Source organism: Burkholderia sp. 572, assembly GCF_040545135.1.
Classification (GTDB): Bacteria; Pseudomonadota; Gammaproteobacteria; order Burkholderiales; family Burkholderiaceae; genus Burkholderia; species Burkholderia cepacia.
This window is the reverse complement of sequence record NZ_JBEPLH010000017.1, coordinates 95,541-113,045: the sequence shown is the minus strand read 5'-3', so window position 1 is coordinate 113,045 and position 17,505 is coordinate 95,541. Positions and strand designations below refer to the sequence as shown.

The 17,505-nt window shown below is 68.6% G+C and carries 16 protein-coding genes; 6 read left to right on the top strand and 10 right to left on the bottom strand.

The window, feature by feature from the left end:
* Window positions 1–71: 71 nt before the first annotated feature.
* Window positions 72–1,901 (bottom strand): methyl-accepting chemotaxis protein, encoded by a 1,830-nt coding sequence (locus ABIC51_RS28875; RefSeq protein ID WP_060086646.1) that lies wholly within the window; start codon window positions 1,899–1,901, stop codon window positions 72–74.
* A 273-nt stretch (window positions 1,902–2,174) separates the two neighbouring features.
* Here ABIC51_RS28875 and ABIC51_RS28870 point away from each other — a divergent pair, with 273 nt between their 5' ends.
* A complete protein-coding gene (locus tag ABIC51_RS28870; RefSeq protein WP_175854074.1) occupies window positions 2,175–2,996 on the top strand; it encodes a carbon-nitrogen hydrolase family protein in 822 nt (273 codons plus the stop codon).
* A gap of 40 nt (window positions 2,997–3,036) precedes the next feature.
* Here ABIC51_RS28870 and ABIC51_RS28865 read toward each other — a convergent pair whose 3' ends face one another.
* The 3 genes from ABIC51_RS28865 to ABIC51_RS28855 are packed head-to-tail and all read right to left on the bottom strand — an operon-like array spanning window position 3,037 to window position 6,047.
* Window positions 3,037–3,348: an AtuA-related protein gene (locus tag ABIC51_RS28865; RefSeq protein WP_027787796.1), complete on the bottom strand. Its 312-nt coding sequence runs from the start codon at window positions 3,346–3,348 to the stop codon at window positions 3,037–3,039.
* On the bottom strand, window positions 3,348–4,706 hold the full coding sequence (locus tag ABIC51_RS28860; RefSeq protein ID WP_175854146.1) for an acyclic terpene utilization AtuA family protein: 1,359 nt from the start codon (window positions 4,704–4,706) through the stop codon (window positions 3,348–3,350). The genes ABIC51_RS28865 and ABIC51_RS28860 overlap by 1 nt, the downstream gene beginning before the upstream one ends.
* A 42-nt stretch (window positions 4,707–4,748) precedes the next feature.
* Window positions 4,749–6,047: a CitMHS family transporter gene (locus ABIC51_RS28855; RefSeq protein ID WP_175854076.1), complete on the bottom strand. Its 1,299-nt coding sequence runs from the start codon at window positions 6,045–6,047 to the stop codon at window positions 4,749–4,751.
* Window positions 6,048–6,144: 97 nt separating this feature from the next.
* Between ABIC51_RS28855 and ABIC51_RS28850 the strand changes: the two genes are divergently transcribed.
* Window positions 6,145–7,041, top strand: a complete 897-nt coding sequence (locus ABIC51_RS28850) for a LysR family transcriptional regulator (protein ID WP_027787799.1) — start codon at window positions 6,145–6,147, stop codon at window positions 7,039–7,041.
* A 51-nt stretch (window positions 7,042–7,092) separates the two neighbouring features.
* Here ABIC51_RS28850 and ABIC51_RS28845 read toward each other — a convergent pair whose 3' ends face one another.
* The gene (locus ABIC51_RS28845; RefSeq protein ID WP_027787800.1) at window positions 7,093–7,677 is read right to left on the bottom strand and encodes a flavin reductase family protein; all 585 of its coding nucleotides are present in this window, start codon (window positions 7,675–7,677) and stop codon (window positions 7,093–7,095) included.
* A gap of 134 nt (window positions 7,678–7,811) precedes the next feature.
* The gene (locus tag ABIC51_RS28840) at window positions 7,812–8,237 is read right to left on the bottom strand and encodes a VOC family protein (RefSeq protein ID WP_059695678.1); all 426 of its coding nucleotides are present in this window, start codon (window positions 8,235–8,237) and stop codon (window positions 7,812–7,814) included.
* Window positions 8,238–8,349: 112 nt separating this feature from the next.
* Here ABIC51_RS28840 and ABIC51_RS28835 point away from each other — a divergent pair, with 112 nt between their 5' ends.
* Window positions 8,350–9,240, top strand: a complete 891-nt coding sequence (locus ABIC51_RS28835; RefSeq protein ID WP_059695676.1) for a LysR family transcriptional regulator — start codon at window positions 8,350–8,352, stop codon at window positions 9,238–9,240.
* 15 nt (window positions 9,241–9,255) lie between these two features.
* Here ABIC51_RS28835 and ABIC51_RS28830 read toward each other — a convergent pair whose 3' ends face one another.
* The 4 genes from ABIC51_RS28830 to ABIC51_RS28815 are packed head-to-tail and all read right to left on the bottom strand — an operon-like array spanning window position 9,256 to window position 14,230.
* Window positions 9,256–10,044, bottom strand: a complete 789-nt coding sequence (locus tag ABIC51_RS28830; RefSeq protein WP_175854078.1) for a hypothetical protein — start codon at window positions 10,042–10,044, stop codon at window positions 9,256–9,258.
* A gap of 55 nt (window positions 10,045–10,099) precedes the next feature.
* A complete protein-coding gene (locus ABIC51_RS28825; protein WP_175854080.1) occupies window positions 10,100–12,676 on the bottom strand; it encodes a TonB-dependent siderophore receptor in 2,577 nt (858 codons plus the stop codon).
* Between the two features lie 54 nt (window positions 12,677–12,730).
* Complete coding sequence (locus ABIC51_RS28820; RefSeq protein ID WP_175854082.1) at window positions 12,731–13,717, bottom strand: FecR domain-containing protein; 987 nt, start codon at window positions 13,715–13,717, stop codon at window positions 12,731–12,733.
* A gap of 3 nt (window positions 13,718–13,720) precedes the next feature.
* Window positions 13,721–14,230 (bottom strand): sigma-70 family RNA polymerase sigma factor, encoded by a 510-nt coding sequence (locus tag ABIC51_RS28815; protein ID WP_060193784.1) that lies wholly within the window; start codon window positions 14,228–14,230, stop codon window positions 13,721–13,723.
* Between the two features lie 473 nt (window positions 14,231–14,703).
* Between ABIC51_RS28815 and ABIC51_RS28810 the strand changes: the two genes are divergently transcribed.
* The 3 genes from ABIC51_RS28810 to ABIC51_RS28800 all read left to right on the top strand — a co-directional run bounded on the left by ABIC51_RS28810 (window position 14,704) and on the right by ABIC51_RS28800 (window position 17,501).
* Entirely contained in the window at window positions 14,704–15,864 is a 1,161-nt protein-coding gene (locus ABIC51_RS28810; RefSeq protein ID WP_175897736.1) for a porin, read from the top strand.
* Between the two features lie 23 nt (window positions 15,865–15,887).
* Entirely contained in the window at window positions 15,888–16,040 is a 153-nt protein-coding gene (locus ABIC51_RS28805; RefSeq protein WP_175897737.1) for a hypothetical protein, read from the top strand.
* Between the two features lie 237 nt (window positions 16,041–16,277).
* Window positions 16,278–17,501 (top strand): lytic transglycosylase domain-containing protein, encoded by a 1,224-nt coding sequence (locus ABIC51_RS28800; protein WP_124535648.1) that lies wholly within the window; start codon window positions 16,278–16,280, stop codon window positions 17,499–17,501.
* Window positions 17,502–17,505 lie beyond the last annotated feature (4 nt).

The following is a 17,505-nucleotide window of genomic DNA, read 5'->3' as shown; positions in this document are numbered from 1 at the left end:
CGCGCTGCGTCGCGCCCGTTTTCGCCGCCCTGCGTGCCTCTTTGCGGCGGCCTTCGACGGCCGCGGCCGGATCATGCCGATGCCGTCGCGGCCCGGTGCGAACCCGCGAGCTTGAATTCGCCGACCGTCTGCGCGAGCTGAGCCGCCTGCTCGCGCAACAGCGCGGCGGCCGCAGCCGACTCCTCGACGAGGGCAGCGTTCTGCTGCGTCGAGTGATCGAGCTGCGACACGGCCTGGTTCACCTGCGCGATCCCGGTGCTCTGCTCGTTCGCCGCGACCGTCATTTCCGCGATCACGCTCGTGATGCCGCGCACGCCCTCGACGATCTCGTCCATCGTCGTGCCGGCCGTCTTCACGAGCCCCGATCCGCCTTCGATCTTCTCGACGGACGACTGGATCAACTGCTTGATTTCCCTGGCGGCCACCGCGCTGCGTTGCGCGAGCGTGCGCACCTCGCCCGCGACGACCGCGAAGCCTCGCCCGTGCTCGTGCGCGCGCGCCGCCTCGACGGCCGCGTTCAGCGCGAGGATGTTGGTCTGGAACGCGATGCCGTCGATCACGCCGATGATGTTCGAGATCTCGGCCGATGCCTTCGTGATCTCGTCCATCGTCGCGACCACCTCGCTCACCACCTCGCCGCCGCGTACGGCAACGCCCGACGCCGATTCCGCCAGCCGGCTCACCTGCGTGGCCGCGTCGGCCGAGTTGCGCGCCGTGCCGGCGATCTCCTCGAGCGCCGCCGCGGTCTCCTGCAGGCTCGATGCCGCGTGTTCGGTACGGCTCGACAGGTCCTGGTTGCCCTGCGCGATCTCCGCGCTCGCCACGCTCACGGATTCGCTGAATCCGCGTATCTGCAGCAGGATCGCGCTGATCTTTTCGGCGAACAGGTTGAAGGCCCGCGCGATCTGCGCGGCCTCGTCGCCGCCGTCGGCCGGCAGCCGCTTCGTCAGGTCCCCGCTCCCGCTCGCGACGTCGGTCAGCGCGTCGCGCACGAGCAGCACGCGCTTGAATGCCGCGTTCGTCAACGCGCCGACGAGTGCCGCCGCGACGCAGGCGACGACGAGGATCGCAATGAGCGTCGTCGTCGCGACGGCGCGCATGCCGGCCGTCACGTCCGACCGGTCGAGCGCCATGACGAGCGACCAGTCCGTCCCGGCGATCGGGCGCGCGCGGAGCAGCTTGGTCACGCCGTCCACGTCGATCGCCACCGGTTCGGTCGCCTTCTGCAGGCCGGCGAGACGCTCCGGCGTCAGTTCGGGCGACAGCTCGGCGGCCGGCTTCATGATCAGATCGGTCTTGGCGCCCGCGATCAGGCGCCCGCTCTTGTCGACCAGGAACGCGAAACTCGACGGCGTCGGATGCATCGACGCCACGATCGCGCTCGCGCGCTCCATGTAAAGGCTCGCCGCGAGCACGCCCTTGAGCGTGCCGCCGCGAACGATCGGGGCGGCGAACGCGAACGCGGGCTTGCCGGTCGACGCGTCGCGGTACAACGCCGTGACGACGAGCCGGCCTGCGTCGACCGCCTGCCTGAACCACGGGCGCGCGGTCGGATCGTAGCCGGCCGCGAGCGGGACGTTCGAATACGCGGTGCGATCCGGCAGGCCGAGCGTGAGCACCTGGAAACCGCCCGATTTGCCGAGCAGCGTCAGCGCCGGCAGCGGATCGCCTTCGCCCGGCGTCAGCGTGTCCGCGAGCGCCTGGGTCTGCTGCGCGCGGCTCGCGACCCACTCGTCGAGCGCGAGCGCGTGGCCGGTCAGGACGGACTGCAGGTTCTGGTCGATGGTCGTGTCGTTGTGCTGCTTGACGACGTAGTACACAAGGCCGCCTGTCACGGCCAGGGCCGTGACCACGATGGCGACGCAGGTCGCCAGAATCCGGGCGCGAATCGATGACAGCATGATGACGTTGATCTCCGGTTGCCGCGTTGTTTTCGGTTGGTCAAATGGGCACTCAACCGTCCTTAACGACCGCACGCGATGCAACTTGAGGTTCGACTGGTCAGACCGGCAAAAAAAGTTGAGCCCAGGCCGGCGACAGTACGCGGGATCAATACCCCTGACGGGTTAACACGCCGGCGGGATGGGAAAACCGGCGGTTCGGCGCATACTCGGGCGTTCCGACGTCCAACGTTGCGGAGCCGGCCGCGCCGGCCCCGCCCACCGAAATCGCCCATGAAACTGAAGCTCGACATCGTCCAGCTCGCCGGTCGCGACGGCGACACGCACTACAACCTGCAGCGCACGCTCGAAGCGATCGCGACCTGCGCACCGGGCACCGACATCGTGATGTTTCCGGAAGCGCAGCTCACCGGCTTCCTCGATCCGTCGAACCTGGCCGAATGCGCCGAGCCGCTCGACGGCCCGAGCGTCGGCGCGGTCGTCGCGGCCGCACGCGCGCGCGACGTTGCCGTCGTGGTCGGGCTGATCGAGAACGACGGCGGCCGCTTCTACAACACCACCGTGCTCGTCACGCCGGACGGCATCGCGCTGCGCTACCGCAAGACGCACCTGTGGGTGAGCGAGCACGGCGTCGTGCTGCCCGGCGACCGCTACGCGACGATCGAATGGCACGGCGTGCGGATCGGCCTGCTGATCTGCTACGACAACGAATTCCCCGAAACCGGCCGCGCGCTCGCCGAACTCGGTGCCGAGCTGATCCTCATCACCGACGGCAACATGGAACCGTACCGCCCGGTCCACCGCACGTCGGCAACGGCACGGGCGATGGAAAACCAGGTGTTCACGGTGGTCGCCAACCGCGTCGGCGGCAGCACGCACGACGTCGTGTTCGCGGGGGGCAGCCTTGCGGCCGATCCGTTCGGCAACCTGATCTTCGAGGCCGGCAACGGCGAATCGCGCCACGCGATCGAGCTCGATTTCGACCAGCTCGCCGCGTCGCGCGCGGTTTACGACTATCGCAGGGACCAGCGCCTGCACATCGCCGGCGAACGTATCGAGCATGCGGACGGGCTTCGCGAGTTGCTGATTCCGTGACGGGGCTCGCCCGCCCGGGCAGCGCCGTCCGTCACGCCCGTCACGCCGGCTCCGGCACCTCGATCGCCAGCAGCGCCGAACTGACCGACTTGCCGTGCGCGTCGAGCGCGAGCGAGCGCGTGACGCCGCCACCGAGCGCATCGCGCAGCACGAAATTGAATGCCCCGAGCGCCGGCAGTTCGTACCGCACGACGTCGCCGTGCACGATACCCGCGAGCCACGCCTTCACCGCATCGGCACCCAGATGCGTGCGCAGATGATCGTAATGGCGCGGATCGCGGCAAATCACCGACACGTTCAGCGTATTGCCCTTGTCGCCGGTGCGCGCATGCGCGAGTTCACGCAGTTGCATCATGCCTCCACGAATGAAAACGACGGCGTCACGGCCGCGCGCGGCAGCAGCACCGACTGCACGGCGATCACCTCGCGCGTCGACTTGAACGCGCCTCCGCCGCCGGCCGGCCCGTTCGTATAGAGCGTCTCGACTTCATTGCCGATCCGCGCCGCTTCGTCGGCGCTCGCCGCGCGGCCGGCCACCCGCACACGCACCTCGGCCGGCTCGCCGCGCACGGCCGGCGTCGCGTCGCCATACAGCGCATCGACGCCGATCAGGTCGAAGCGCAGCTCGGTCGCGGCGACGCCGGTCAATGCCAGCCGCTCGCGGACGATCCCGAGCGCGAGACGCGCGCGTTCGAGCGCGCCCGGGCCGCCGTACGAGATCTGGCCTTCGCCGATCCAGCCGTCGACATACGCCACCGACACCTTGAGCGTGTCGGGCCGCGCCGTGCCGCGCCCGCCCGTCACGCGCACGCGGTCCGCCGCCTCCTCGGCGACGGCGACGTGCGTGAAATCCGCGACGACGTCGGGCTGCAGGTACCGCGCCGGATCGTGTATCTCGTAGAGCAGCTGTTCCTTGCAGGTCGCCGCGCTCACGCGGCCGCCCGCGTGCGGCACCTTGGTGATCACGACCGAGCCGTCCGCCGCGACTTCGCCGATCGGAAACCCGAGCCGCGCGAGGTTCGGCACGTCCTTGTAGCCGGGGTCGGCGAAATAACCGCCCGTCACCTGCCCCGCGCATTCGAGCAGGTGGCCGACGACCGTCGCGGCCCCGAGCGTGTCCCAGTCGTCCATCCGCCAGCCGAACGCGTGGATCAGCGGCGCGGCGAACAGCGACGGATCGGCGACGCGCCCGGTCAGCACGACGTCCGCGCCGGCCGCGAGCGCATCGACGATCGGCGCGGCGCCGAGATACGCGTTCGCGGACACGATGCGGTCGCGATACGCGGCGACGTCGTCGCCCGATTCCTCGAAGCGAAACGCGCCGCGCAGTACGACGTCGAGCACGTCGTCGCCTTCGACGGCCGCGACCTTCAGCCCGGCGACGCCGAGCGATTGCGCGATCCGTGCGGTGCGCCGTGCGGCCGCCCGCGGATTCGCCGCACCCATGTTCGACACGATGCGCACGCCCTTCGGCACGGCAACCGGCAGCACGGCGCGCATCCGCGCGTCCAGCAGCGGGTCGTAGCCGAGCGACGGGTCCTGGCGCCGCGCCTGCTGCGCGATCGCGATCGTGCGCTCGGCCAGGCATTCGAAGACGAGATAGTCGAGCTGCCCGTGTTCGGCCAGCTCGACCGCGGGCTCGATCCGGTCGCCCGAGTAGCCGGCGCCCGCGCCGATGCGCACGCGCCGTTCAGGTTGCTTTGCTGTCATGTCCATACCGTCGTCGTCCGGCGGGTGCGCCGCCGGTGAAAATCAAAAGATGCCCAGCACGACGCACGCGATCGTCATCACGATCGACGCGCCGAACAGCAGCGGAAACGTGAACTTCTGGTGCTCGGCCAGCTCGATGCCGCACAGGCCGACGACGAGGAAGGTCGCGGGCGTCAGCGGGCTGACCGGGAAACCGGTGGTCATCTGGCCGAGCAGCGCGGCCTGCCCGACCTGCACGGCCGGTACGCCGAGCTGGCCGGCCACCTCCGCGATCACGGGCAGGACGCCGAAGTAGAACGAATCGGGATCGAACAGCATGCTGAGCGGCATCGACGCGAGGCCGAGCGCGACCGGGATGTGGCCGGCCATCGACGGCGGCACGAAGCCGACCGCCGCCTGCGCCATCGCCTTCAGCATCCCGCTGCCCTGCATGATCCCCGTGAACACGCCGGCCGCGAGCAGGATGCCGGCCATCATCAGCGCCGCGCGCGCATGCGCGTCGATGCGCTTCCTCTGCATGTCGACGTCCGGGTAGTTCACCATCAGCGCGATGCACAGCCCGACCATGAACATGATCGCCGGCGGGATCTTCTCGCCCATCACGACCATCGTGCCGAGCACGACGAGCGTGAGCACGAGGTTGAACCAGAACAGGTGCGGCCGGCGCAGCGCCTGCTCGTCGGGCGTCAGCTCGCGGGTCGGCAACGGAATCGACGCATCGTCGCGCGACAGGCCGAGCCGCTTCTCCTCGCGCCGCCCGAGCCAGTACGCGACGCCGAACACGAACACGAGCCCGATCGCCTGCACCGGGATCAGCGGATTGAACAGCGCCGACACCGGCAGATGCAGCGAAGCGGACGCGCGGATCATCGGCCCCGTCCACGGCAGGAAGTTGATGCCCGCGGCCATCGACACCGCGGCGGCCAGCACGCGCCGGTCCATCTTCAGCCGGTCGTACAGCGGCAGCACGGCCGGAATCGTCACGAGGAAACACACGGCGCCCGAGCCGTCGAGGTGGATCAGCAGCGCGAGCAGCGTCGTGCCCATCACGATGCGCGTCGGCCGCGTGCCGACCGCGCGCAGGATGCGGTCGATGATCGGGTCGAGCGTGCCGGCGTCGGTGATCGTGCCGAAATAGAGGATCGCGAACACGAACATGCCGACCACGGGCGCGAGGCCCTTCAGCCCGTCGATGACGAACTTGCTGGTGTGCAGCCCGAAGCCGCCGATCAGCGATGCGGCGATCGGCACGATGATCAGCGCGACGAGCGGCGACATCCGCTTCGACAGAATCGCGGCCAGCAGCACGACGATCGTGCCAAGCCCGAGTAACGGCAGCATCCGTGTCTCCTACCTTGTCTTTTGTTGGAGACGAGCGTAAGGTCGGCGCAGCGATAGCACAATTGAAATGATTTGATCGCAGCAATCACGAACCGTTATGGATCTGAATCTTCGCGACATTCGCGCGTTCGTCACCGTCGCGCACGCCGGCAACTTCACGCGCGCCGCCGCGCGGCTGCACCTGTCGCAGCCGGCGCTGACCGTGCAGATCCGCCGGCTCGAGGAAATCGTCGGCGCGCGCCTGTTCGACCGCAACAGCCGCAGCGTCGCGCTCACGCAGACCGGGCGCGAGCTGCTGCCGCTGCTGCAGCGTTCGCTCGACGACATGGAGCGCGTGCTGCGCGACGCGCGCGCGCTCGGCGAAGGCACGAGCGGCACGGTGCGGCTCGCGTGCCTGCCGACCTTCGCGTCCAGCGTGCTGCCGGAGCTGATCCAGTCGTTCCGGCGCGACGTGCCGCGCGCGGGCTTCGAGATCCGCGACGGCGTCGCGAGCCTCGTCACCGCGCTCGTGCGCAACGAGGAGGCCGATCTCGGACTGACGGGCGGCGACACGTTCGATGCGTCGCTGGAGGTGCTGTATGCGGGCGCCGACCGGCTCGTCGCCGTGTGCCCGAAAGATCATCCGCTCGCGCGCAAGCGCCGCGTGAGCACCGCCGATGTCGCGGCCGTGCCGCTCGTGCTCACCGCGCAGGGCACGAGCGTGCGCAGCGTCGTCGATGCCGCGCTAGACGCGGCCGGCTGCACGCCCGACATCGCGTGCGAGCCGACCTACATGATGACGGCCGTCGCGATGGTGCGCGGCGGGCTCGGCGTGACGATCCTGCCCGCGACCGCGCGCGAGGTGCGCGCGGAGCCCGAGCTGGTGGCGAAGCCGATCGACGATCCCGCGTTCGTGCGGCCGATCGCGCTCGTCACGAAGCGCGGCCGCACGCTGCCGCGCGTCGCGCAGGCGTTCGCGGAAACCATGCTGACGGAATTGAAAAAGCGCGCGTGAACCGCGCGCCCCGATCGGGACAGCCCGCCCGCGCGTGATGCCGGGTTCGGCTTACTTCACGTCCGGATCGACGTGCAGCGATTCGCCGATCGCATAGAAATTGCCGCCCGCGATGTAGTGCAGGCTGCGCAGTGCCGGATCGGCCGATTCGAAATACCAGTGACCGTCGCGGAACACGCGCGTGTCGGACCACGCCGCGACCACCTCGCCGATGAACAGGTCGTAGGTCTGCTGGTTGTGCGGCTCGGGAACCAGCCTGCACGCGAGCCAGCCCGAGCAGCCGGCGACGAACGGCAGGTCGTGACCTTCGACGTCGAACAGCGTGACGCCCGCCTCGCGCAGCTTGTCCGGACGCTCTGCGAGACTGTGGCTGCCGACCGCGTGCGTGAGCTGCAGTTGCGCGGCCGTCGGCACCTGGATCACGAACGTGCCGCTGCGCTCGACGAGCTCGCGCGTCTTCGCGGACTTGTCGAGCACGACCGTCAGCTTCGGCGGCAGGAAGTCCAGCGCGCACGCCCACGCGGCGGCCATCACGTTGTCGACGCCGTCGTGGCGGGCCGACACGAGCACGGTCGGGCCGTGGTTGAGGAGACGGTAGGCTTTCTTCAGCTCCACCGGAGCGATGTGACTGTCCATACGGATTCCCTGGAGAACGGCGCGCACGGACGGATGCCGTGCGGCGCGCGGCGCCGGCCGGTGCGCAGGTGCGCGGCCGAGCCGAAGGCCGCATTCTCGCACCCAATTTCAATCGGTGCCGACAACGCCGCCGGTCACTTCGCGAACAACTGGCCGATATCGCGGAACGCCTTGAATTCGAGTGCATTGCCGCACGGATCGAACAGGAACATCGTCGCCTGCTCGCCGACCTGCCCCTGGAAGCGCACATACGGCTCGATCACGAAGGTCACGCCGAACGATCTCAGCCGCTCGGCCAGCGCTTCCCAGCTCGCCCAGTCGAGCACGATCCCGAAATGCGGCACCGGCACGTCGTGACCGTCGACCGCGTTCGTATGCGCGCTTTCCTGCGATGCGGTCTTCGGATGCGCGTGGATCACGAGCTGATGCCCGTAGAAGTCGAAGTCGACCCACTGCGCGCTCGAACGCCCCTCCGCCAGCCCGAATACACGGCCGTAGAAATCGCGCGCGGCCGCCAGGTCGTAGACCGGGATCGCCAGGTGAAACGGGGAAAGACTCATGGTTGCCTCGTGATGGAACGCTCGCGTGGCGCGAGGACGGCACCATGGTAGTCAAGGTCGATCGAAAATCAAATCAATATATAGTTTCGTCATTCACAAACGGAATTGATGAATGATCCGCGAACTGAGAACCCTCGTCGCCGTCGCCCGGGAAGGCACGTTCGCCGCGGCAGGCCACCGTATCGGGCTCACGCAGGCGGCCGTCAGCGCGCAGATGCAGCGTCTCGAAGCCGAGCTCGGCTTCGCGCTGTTCGACCGGCAGGGCCGGTCGGCGCGGCTCAACGAAATGGGCCATCACGTGCTCGACCAGGCGCAGGCGCTGCTCGGCCTGTACGAGAACCTGAGCTCGACGGCCCCCGGCTCGCCGGCCGCCGTGCGCGTGACGATCGGCGCGATCGCGTCGGTGCAGAGCGCGCTGCTGCCGGCCGCGCTCGCCGATTTCCATCGCCGCCATCCCGCGTGCCGCACGCGCGTGATACCGGGGCTGTCGATCGAGCTGGTCAACCGGGTCGACGCGGGCGAGATCGACATGGCCGCGATCATCCGGCCGCCGTTTTCGCTGCAGAGCGACCTGCACTGGACGACGCTCGCGCAGGAACCGTTCCGGCTGATCGTGCCGCGTGGCGTGAAAGGCAAGGACTGGGCCGAACTGCTCGCGCGCGAACCGTTCGTGCGCTACGACCGCGCATCGTTCGGCGGGCGCCAGGTCGATCGTTTCCTGAAAAAGATGCACCTCGCGGTGCGCGACACGTGTGAGCTCGACGAACTCGACGCGATCGTCAAGCTGGTCGGGAACGGCGTCGGCGTCGCGATCGTCCCGCAGACCGCCGTCTATCGCCGCTGGCCGGCCGGCGTGCGCGCGATCGACCTCGGACACCATACGTTCCACCGCGACATCGGGCTCGTGCACCGCGCGCGGCGGACGATGTCGGAGCCGGCGCAGCAGCTCGCGCAACTGATCGAAGCGGCGTCACGACGGCGCGCGCCGCCGCAGGCGGCATAGCGCCGACGTCGTCGGTCAGCGCCGCCCGGCCGCCCAGTCGACCGCCGCATCGAACAGCGCGACACCGGCCGGCGACAGGTTCGCGAACGTGTCGTTGTCGAGGAAGAACATCACGCGGCGCGCCGGCGCGAGCGCTTCGTAGTCCATCGTCGCGCCCTTCTCGTACGCGAAGATCGCGGCCTTGTCGGGTTGGCCGTACACGGTCGCGATCGTGATCGCGCCGAGCCCCGGCTTGCCCCAGCTCATCGGCGCCTGCTTGCCGTACACGCTGGTCGCGCCGGCCGGCAGCCCGGCCGAGATCGGGTGCGGCGCATTGACGAGCCACAGGTAGCGTTCCTTGCCCGTTTCGCCGAAGTCGACGTCGTGACGCTTGCCCGTCATCGCGAGATCGTCGAGCAGGTCGTTTTCCCACGTGACGAGCGGCTTGTCGAGCGTGCGCCAGCCGGGCCGCACGTTCTTCGACGACACCGTCGACGAGATCACGACGAGGTCGGCGTCGCGCGCCGCGTCGGGCGTCGAGGACTCGTCGATCAGGCGCACCGCGTAGCCGCGTTCGCCGAGATGCTGGCCGATGCGTTCGTCGACCTTCAGGTTCGGGCCGCGCAGCTGCACGAGCATCGCGACGCGCGTGACGGCCTGCGGTGCATCGGCCGCCCGCGCGGGCGCAGCCACCCCTGCTCCGAAGCCTAGGCCCGCGCCGATCGCGAGCACCGAGGCCGCGATCGCGCGCAACGCGCGGCGCCGCGCACCGGCGGCACCGGTGGCAATGGCGCGCACGGCGCCGGCCTTCATGTTCCGGTTCATCTGGATCTTCTCCGAAGCCGCGCGCCGCCGTGACGGCCGCGCGGCGATTGCGTGGTCAGAACTGCAGCGTGGTGAGCAGCGACACCTGTCGCGCATCGCCGATCGCGACGAAATAACGGTTCGCGCTCGACGGGTAATAGGTGCGGTTGAAGAGGTTCTTCACGTTGAGCTGGAACGACAGCTTCTGCTTGCCGATCCGCGTGTCGTAGGTCGCGAACGCGTCGGCGAGCACGTACGACGGCAGCGTGAAGCTGTTCGCCGAATCGCCGGGCCGCGCGCCGACGTAGCGCACGTCCGCGCCGACGCGCAGGTCGTCGCCGCCGGCCAGCGTGCCGACATCGTAGACGGCCGCGAGCGACGCCGTATGGCGCGCGACGTTCCACAGCTGGTTGCCCGCGTAAAGCGGATCCTCGGTCGTCTTCGCGTCGATGTACGCGTAGCTCGCGATCACGTTCACGCGCTCGCCGATCCGGCCCGACACGTCGAGCTCGATCCCGCGCGAGCGCGCCTTGCCCGACGTGCGCCAGTCGGTCAGCTTGGTCGCGTCGTTGTATTGCGACACGAGCACGTTCTTCTTGTCGATGTTGAAGAGTGCCAGCGTGCCCGTCATCCCGCCCGGCAGGTCGAGCTTGCCGCCCACTTCCCACGCGGTCGCTTCCTCGGGCGGCGTCGCGCCGTCGATGATGTAGCCCGTCATCGGCGCGATCGACGAAGACGGCTTCAGCGACTGCGAATAGCTGCCGTACAGCGAGAACGTATCGGTCCACTTGTAGACGACGCCCGCGCGCGGCAGCCACTTCGAGCCGCTGAGATCGGTGTTCGCGGTGAACGGCCGGCCGCGCCCCGCGACCTGGTTGTACGTGATGTAGCGCAGCCCGCCCGACACCATCCACTTGTCGGTCAAGTGGATCGTGTCCTGCACGAACGCGGACGCATCGTGCAGCGTGTCGGTCTGGTCGCTGTCGCTCGCGGACACCGTGCTCGACGGCGGCAGCAGCCCGTAGACGGGATCGACATAGCTGAACGGCGTCTTCACGGCCTGCCGCAGCATGTCCTTGCGGTAGATGCGACGGTATTCGGTATCGAAGCCGACCTGCACGTCGTGCCGCATCCCGCCGAGCACCAGCTTGCCGTTCACGTAGCCGATCCCGTAGCTGTCGGTGCTGAGCGAGCCGTGCGTCGCATCGTTGCTGCGCGACAGCGTGCCCTTCACCGGATCGACGCCCGTCGTGCGCAACTGGTTCGCGTCGTAGGTCTCGCGGTTGTAGCTGTAGCCGAGATGCGCGCTCCAGTCCGCGTTGAACTGGTGATCGACGCTCAGCTGCGCGAGGTGCGATTCGCCGTCCATGTTGTTGAACGGCTCGTCGAGGCGCCGCCGCGCGGGAATGTCGAGCGGCGCGTTGGTACGCGGGTCGAGCGCCGTGCCGCGATCGAACGGCGAATGGAAGGTCCGGTACTGGTAGGACACCACGACCTGCGTATCGCGGCCGTACCACGCGAGCGACGGGGCGACGAAGGTCTGCCGGTATTCGCCGAAGTTGCGCCAGTACTGCTCGTTCGATTGATCGACGATCAGCCGGTACGCGAGCCGCGAATCGCCAACCGGCCCCGTCGAATCGAAGGTCGCGCTGCCGCCGTTCTTGCCGTGCCCGAACGTCGACGCGCCGAGCGAGATCGCGTTGTAGCGCACGAGCTGCGGCTGTTTCGTGACGACGTTGACCACGCCGCCCGGATCCATCAGCCCGTACAGCAGCGACGTCGGCCCCTTCAGCACCTCGACGCTGTCGACCGCCGCGTTGAACGCGCGCCCCTGCACGAGCGGCATCCCGTTCTGCATGACCGAGCCGTCGCGATTGCCGCCGAAGCCGCGCTTCATGATCGTGTCCTGCGTGCCCGCGAGCGTGTTGCCCTGCGTGATGCCGCTGACGTTGCCGAGCGCGTCGTCCAGATTGCGCGGACGCTGGTCGCGCAGCACCTGTGCCGGCACGATGTTGACGGCCTGCGCGGTGTCGAGCAGCGGGATGTCGGAACGCAACACGCCCGCCTCCTTCGGCGCGCGATAGCTTTCGGCGCGCAGCGCGCTGTCGCGCACCGTGATCGCCGGCAACTCGGCGCCCGCGGCCACGCCGGCCGCCACGGGTCGTGCGACCGTGCCGTCCGCGCGCTTCAGCGTGTAGCCGCCGCCGGGCTGCCGCAACGCGACGAGCCCCGTGCCCGCCAGCAGGCGGTCGAGCGCACCGTCGACGTCGAAGCGGCCCTGCACGCCGCCGCTCGTCAGGCCGGCCGTCAGCTCGGCCGGAAACGCGAGCAGGATGCCCGCGTCGCGGCCGAACCGGTTCAGCGCCGCTTCGAGCGGCCCGGCCGGAATGTCGAACGCACGGCGTGCCGCGCGCTGCGCGGCCGGCGCAGCATCAGTGCCGGTGTCGGCCAGCGCGGGCAGCGGCAGCAGCGCGGACACCAGGACGGCACCGGCGAGCCGGCGCGCGAGGTGCCCGGGCGCGGCAGGTGCGGCCGGGCGCGCGGCGCGCGGCAGATGTCGGGCGGGCGCCGGACGGCGCCGATACGTGAGACAGATGGAAACCATGATCGGGAAGTCGGTGGACGATGGGCCAGTGCTGCTTTCATTACCCATGTCACGCGAACATCGAGAAACAGCTCAGGTCGGCGGAAATTTTTTTCGACACGCTCAGGAACGGGCCGGCACGACCGTCGCCCAGTAGCGCGTCAGGTAGTGCACATCGATCGGCAACGTCGCCTTCAGCGTGTCGAGCACACGCGCGGGATCGTCGAGCGGATAGGTGCCCGACACGCGCAGGTCGGCCACGGCCGCATCGCAGCGCAGGCTGCCGCGGCGATAGCGGTCGAGCTCGGCGACGAGGTCGGCCAGCCGCATGCGCGACGCGACCAGCATGCCGCCCGTCCACGCGGACGCATACGCATCGAGCGGTGCCTGCACCCCGATCGCATCGCGCGTGAAATCCGCGCCCTCCCCGGCCGCGATCACGCGCGCGCCTGCCGCCGCATCGTCCGGCTGCACGCGCACGGCACCGGCGAACACTTCGACCCGCGTCGCGCCGTCGCGCTGCCGCACCGCGAAGCGTGTACCGAGCGGCCGCAACTCGCCTTGCGCGGTCGCGACGACGAGCGGCCGCGCGGGCACGCGATCGTCGTGGCTGCTCGTCACCATGATCGTGCCGCGCAGCAGGCGCAGGCCGCGCGCGGCGGCGTCGAAGCGCACGTCGAGCGCCGTGTCGGTATCGAGGACGACGACCGTGCGATCCGCGAGCGTCACCGTGCGCCGCTCGCCGACCGCCGTTCGCAGGTCCGCCGGCCAGATCGCCGCGCGCCGCGCGGGCTCGGCCATCCATGCGGCGCCGCCCGCGAACAGCAGGACGGCCAGCGCCTTCACGGCCGCGCGGCGGCGGCCCGCACGCGGCGACAGCAGCGCCGCGTGCGCGGCCTGCGGGTCGAGCCCGGCCGTGAGCCCGCCCAACCTGTGCTGCATCGTTTCGATATGGCGCCATGCCGCGTCGTGCGCCGGATCCTCCGCGCGCCAGCGCGCGAGCGCGGCGTCGAACGCTTCGCCGGTGCGGCCGGCCTGCCGGTCGACCCACCATTCGACCGCGCGACGCGCAACCTGCGGCGGCACCGCCGGCGCTCCCGGGGCGGCCATCGGTCAGGCCGCCATCGCGAAGAAACACTGCGTGCCGGCCTTCACGAGATAACGCTTCACCGTCGCGAGCGACACGCCGAGTTCGCGCGCGATCTCGGCCTGCGTGAGCCCGTCGAGTTGCGCGAGCAGGAACGCACGCTTCGCCGCGAGCGGCAGGCCGTCGAGCAGCCGGTCGATTTCGAGCAGCGTCTCGAACACGACGGCCCGCTCCTCCGGCGACGGCGCATGCGCTTCGGGGCGCTGCGCGAGCGCATCGAGATACGCGCGCTCGATCTGCTCGCGCCGCCAGTGGTTGCTCAGCACGCGCTGCGCGACCGTGGTGAGGAACGCGCGCGGCTCGTCGGCGCCGATCGGCTCGTCGCGTGCGAGCAGGCGCATGAAGGTGTCGTGCGCCAGATCGGCCGCGCGGTGCGCGCAACCGAGCTTCCGGCTCAACCAGCCGCGCAGCCACGCGTGGTGGCCGGTATAGAGGGCGTCGATTTCTCGATGGAGGGACAGCTGGTCAGCAGACATGGCCGGGTTCCGGGGTGCGCAGGCATCAACGATCTTGTAAATGAGAATGATTATTATATACAAAACCGGATCGACGACCGGCGTGCCACGCGCGCAACGACAACGCGACAGGAAGGGAGACGCCGCCGCGATACCGTCGCCCGACGCGTCGTTAACACATTCATTACACCGCGGCCAAATCGATTCATTAAATAGTTATTTGACGGATCGATAACAATATCCGGGCCGCCTCGACGCCCCGTCAAATCGATCGAGATTATCGCGAGATATGCAAGCCGGAATGACCAAATTGCGAAATGACAATCAATTGATACGCAATTTTCAATAATTCAAATCCCTCGATCGTCGAGACTGGAGCACATCCCTGTCTGTCTCAAGCCACAAAAGAGAATTTCGTTTTTCCGTTTTAATCGCACTCGGTAGTCTCCTGCCATTCCGGATCACGAATACAAGCCAATGCGCAAGGAGATGAAATGAAACGCACGACCCTCTCGCTGATTTCCATCGCGTCATTCGCGGCGATACCCGTCGCGCACGCGCAGTCGAGCGTCACGCTGTATGGCGTGATCGACACGTCGATCACCTACGTGAACCATGCGCAGGGCAAGGACAACGCGTGGATGCTCGGCAACAGCAGCGCGGGCAACCTGGCCGGCAGCCGCTTCGGCGTGAAAGGCACCGAGGATCTCGGCGGTGGGCTGAAGGCGCTGTTCCAGCTCGAGAACGGCTTCGACCCGAGCAACGGCCGGCAGGGCCAGAGCGGCCGCATGTTCGGCCGGCAGGCGTTCGTCGGCCTGACGAGCGACCGCTACGGCACCCTCACGTTCGGCCGCCAGTACGATCCGCTCGTCGATCTCGTGCAGGGCATCACCGCCGACAATTATCTCGGCAGCGTGTTCGCGACGCCCGGCGACGTCGACAACTACGACAACAGCTTCCGCGTCGACAACGCGGTGAAGTACACGTCGCCCGTCTATGCGGGCCTGCAGTTCTCCGCGATGTATTCGTTCGGCGGCATCGCCGGCAGCACCGGCGCCGCGCAATCGTATTCGGCCGCCGTGTCGTACAACAACGGGCCGTTTAGCGTCGCGGGCGGGTACTTCCACGCGACCAACAGCCCTGCGTCGAACGGGCTGCGCAACGGCTGGACCAGCTCGTCGGATGGCACCTTCGACGGCCCGATCAACAACGGCTATGCAAGCGCGCACTCGATCGGCATCGCGCGCATCGCGGGCCAGTACGTCGCCGGCCCGTTCACGTTCGGCCTCGGCTACAGCAACGCGCAGTATCGCCGCGATGCGAGCTCGGTATTCAACTCGAACGAGCACTACAACACCGGGCAAGGCTTCGTGAACTACCAGGCGACGAACGCGCTGCTGGTCGGCGTCGGCTACAGCTATACGCGCTCGGGCGGCGACACGTCGGCCACCTATCACCAGGTATCGGCCGGCGCGGACTACAACCTGTCGAAGCGCACCGACGTCTACCTGACCGCCGCGTACCAGCACGCAAGCGGCCGGACCGGCGACGGCAACGGCGGCTCGATGGGCGCGCAGGCGTCGATCGGTTCGTACGGCTACGCGGGCACGAGCTCGCAGACGATGGTCAACCTCGGCCTGCGTCACCGCTTCTGACGCAAAACGGCCGGCTGTCCGCCATGCGGCCGGCCGAATCCGCATCGACCGATACGGCGGCACCGGCCGCCGGCGTGTTTCCCGATCGCCTTTTCATCGCCCGTTTCACCCCGGATATCGGCTGCCTGCCGATTTTCATCCGGTTTGATTCAGCACCGATTTCCTGGAACGAATGACGCGATGCGTCAGTATTCCGGCGCCGCCATTGCCCCGGCATTCACCGTGAAATCCGGCCATATTTACCGATAATGCTTCGCCGCACGCCGCGATCGGACACGATAAAAAGGCGTGTCGGGCGCATGGGCAAATGCAAAGGAAAGTTTGACGCGAGCCATTTGCCTGCTCGCTATGGCACACTTCGCGTCTCGCGTAATTTCCTTGCACCGGGCGCCCGGATTCCGCCCCATCCTGCCATGCCGCGTCAGACCACCCGTTCGATCAGCCGAGAAACGCTGAAAATCGCCTCGACGATTGCGCTGTCGTGCGCGCTGCACGGTGTCGCGCGGGCCGATTGCCTCGACGACGCGGCCGCGTTCCAGCACGTGAGCGTCAGCCTGATGCGCGGCATCGCGCAGGTCGAGTCGGGCATGAACCCGAACGCCGTCAATACCAACACGAACGGCACGGTCGACATCGGGCTGATGCAGATCAACAGCACCTGGCTGCCGACGCTCGCGCGCGAAGGCATCACGCGGGAGAGCCTGTTCGATGCGTGCACGAACGCGTATGTCGGCGCGTGGATCCTGTCGCAGAACATCCGCCAGCTCGGCGCCAACTGGAACGCGATCGGCGCGTACAACTCCGCGTCGCCCGACAAGCGCCTCGCGTATGCGCGCAAGGTCTATGATGCAATCCGGACCATGCCGGATTCGCCGGATACTCCCATGCCCATCCTTCCACCGTCCTTTACGCCGCCGCAACAGGCCCAGGCGTACAACCCGTTCGCGAGCCTGAGCGTGTCCGCCCCGCAGCAGGTCACGCGCCCGCGCACGATCTCGTCGGCTCCGCCGCCGGCGCCCCCGCAGGGCGGCCCCGCCGGCCCGGCCGGCACGTACAACTTCGGCTGGACGGTCACCGGGGCGGACCAGGCCAAGCCGACCCAGGTGTTCGACGACGGCGCGCGGGTCTACGTGCAGTTCAGCGACATGAAGCACCTGCCGGCGATCTTCACGGAAACGTCGTCGGGCCGCGTGCTGATGTCGTGGGAGCTGCAGTTCCCGTATGCCGTCCTGACGCGTCCCGCGCAAACGTTGATCTTCCAGCTCGGGCCGTTCGAGGCGCGTGCGCAGCGTGGTGGAGCCGGTGGCGCAGGCATGACTGCGCAGGCCGGTACGGCGAGCCCGGCGACGACGGCCGTATCCTCGAAGAAGTCGGCGAATGCCACGACGAATACGGCAGCCGGCCCGGCGGCGGCAGCGACGACAAAACGCACGGCATCGGCCGATGCGCTCTGGTACGTGAATACGCCTTCGACGTCAGGAACGACGGCAGCGTCGCCGTCCACCGCGAACATTCCGGCCACGCTGCCGACGGCCATCACGTCGAACACGCCGCCGCCCGCGCCGGCCCAGGTGCCGGCTGCGGCCGCTCAGCCTTCGCGCGTCAGCACGGATGCGCTGTGGTACATCTCGAAGTAACGCA

What these genes read in the sequence shown, in the direction of transcription:
- ABIC51_RS28845 (WP_027787800.1), bottom strand. Translation starts at nt 7,677, where the DNA reads ATGGACAGTCACATCGCTCCGGTGGAGCTGAAGAAAGCCTACCGTCTC.
- ABIC51_RS28855 (WP_175854076.1), bottom strand. Translation starts at nt 6,047, where the DNA reads ATGCTGCCGTTACTCGGGCTTGGCACGATCGTCGTGCTGCTGGCCGCG.
- ABIC51_RS28850 (WP_027787799.1), top strand. Translation starts at nt 6,145, where the DNA reads ATGGATCTGAATCTTCGCGACATTCGCGCGTTCGTCACCGTCGCGCAC.
- ABIC51_RS28830 (WP_175854078.1), bottom strand. Translation starts at nt 10,044, where the DNA reads ATGAACCGGAACATGAAGGCCGGCGCCGTGCGCGCCATTGCCACCGGT.
- ABIC51_RS28870 (WP_175854074.1), top strand. Translation starts at nt 2,175, where the DNA reads ATGAAACTGAAGCTCGACATCGTCCAGCTCGCCGGTCGCGACGGCGAC.
- ABIC51_RS28810 (WP_175897736.1), top strand. Translation starts at nt 14,704, where the DNA reads ATGAAACGCACGACCCTCTCGCTGATTTCCATCGCGTCATTCGCGGCG.
- ABIC51_RS28860 (WP_175854146.1), bottom strand. Translation starts at nt 4,706, where the DNA reads ATGACAGCAAAGCAACCTGAACGGCGCGTGCGCATCGGCGCGGGCGCC.
- ABIC51_RS28865 (WP_027787796.1), bottom strand. Translation starts at nt 3,348, where the DNA reads ATGCAACTGCGTGAACTCGCGCATGCGCGCACCGGCGACAAGGGCAAT.
- ABIC51_RS28825 (WP_175854080.1), bottom strand. Translation starts at nt 12,676, where the DNA reads ATGGGTAATGAAAGCAGCACTGGCCCATCGTCCACCGACTTCCCGATC.
- ABIC51_RS28835 (WP_059695676.1), top strand. Translation starts at nt 8,350, where the DNA reads ATGATCCGCGAACTGAGAACCCTCGTCGCCGTCGCCCGGGAAGGCACG.
- ABIC51_RS28815 (WP_060193784.1), bottom strand. Translation starts at nt 14,230, where the DNA reads ATGTCTGCTGACCAGCTGTCCCTCCATCGAGAAATCGACGCCCTCTAT.
- ABIC51_RS28840 (WP_059695678.1), bottom strand. Translation starts at nt 8,237, where the DNA reads ATGAGTCTTTCCCCGTTTCACCTGGCGATCCCGGTCTACGACCTGGCG.
- ABIC51_RS28820 (WP_175854082.1), bottom strand. Translation starts at nt 13,717, where the DNA reads ATGGCCGCCCCGGGAGCGCCGGCGGTGCCGCCGCAGGTTGCGCGTCGC.
- ABIC51_RS28805 (WP_175897737.1), top strand. Translation starts at nt 15,888, where the DNA reads ATGCGGCCGGCCGAATCCGCATCGACCGATACGGCGGCACCGGCCGCC.
- ABIC51_RS28875 (WP_060086646.1), bottom strand. Translation starts at nt 1,901, where the DNA reads ATGCTGTCATCGATTCGCGCCCGGATTCTGGCGACCTGCGTCGCCATC.
- ABIC51_RS28800 (WP_124535648.1), top strand. Translation starts at nt 16,278, where the DNA reads ATGCCGCGTCAGACCACCCGTTCGATCAGCCGAGAAACGCTGAAAATC.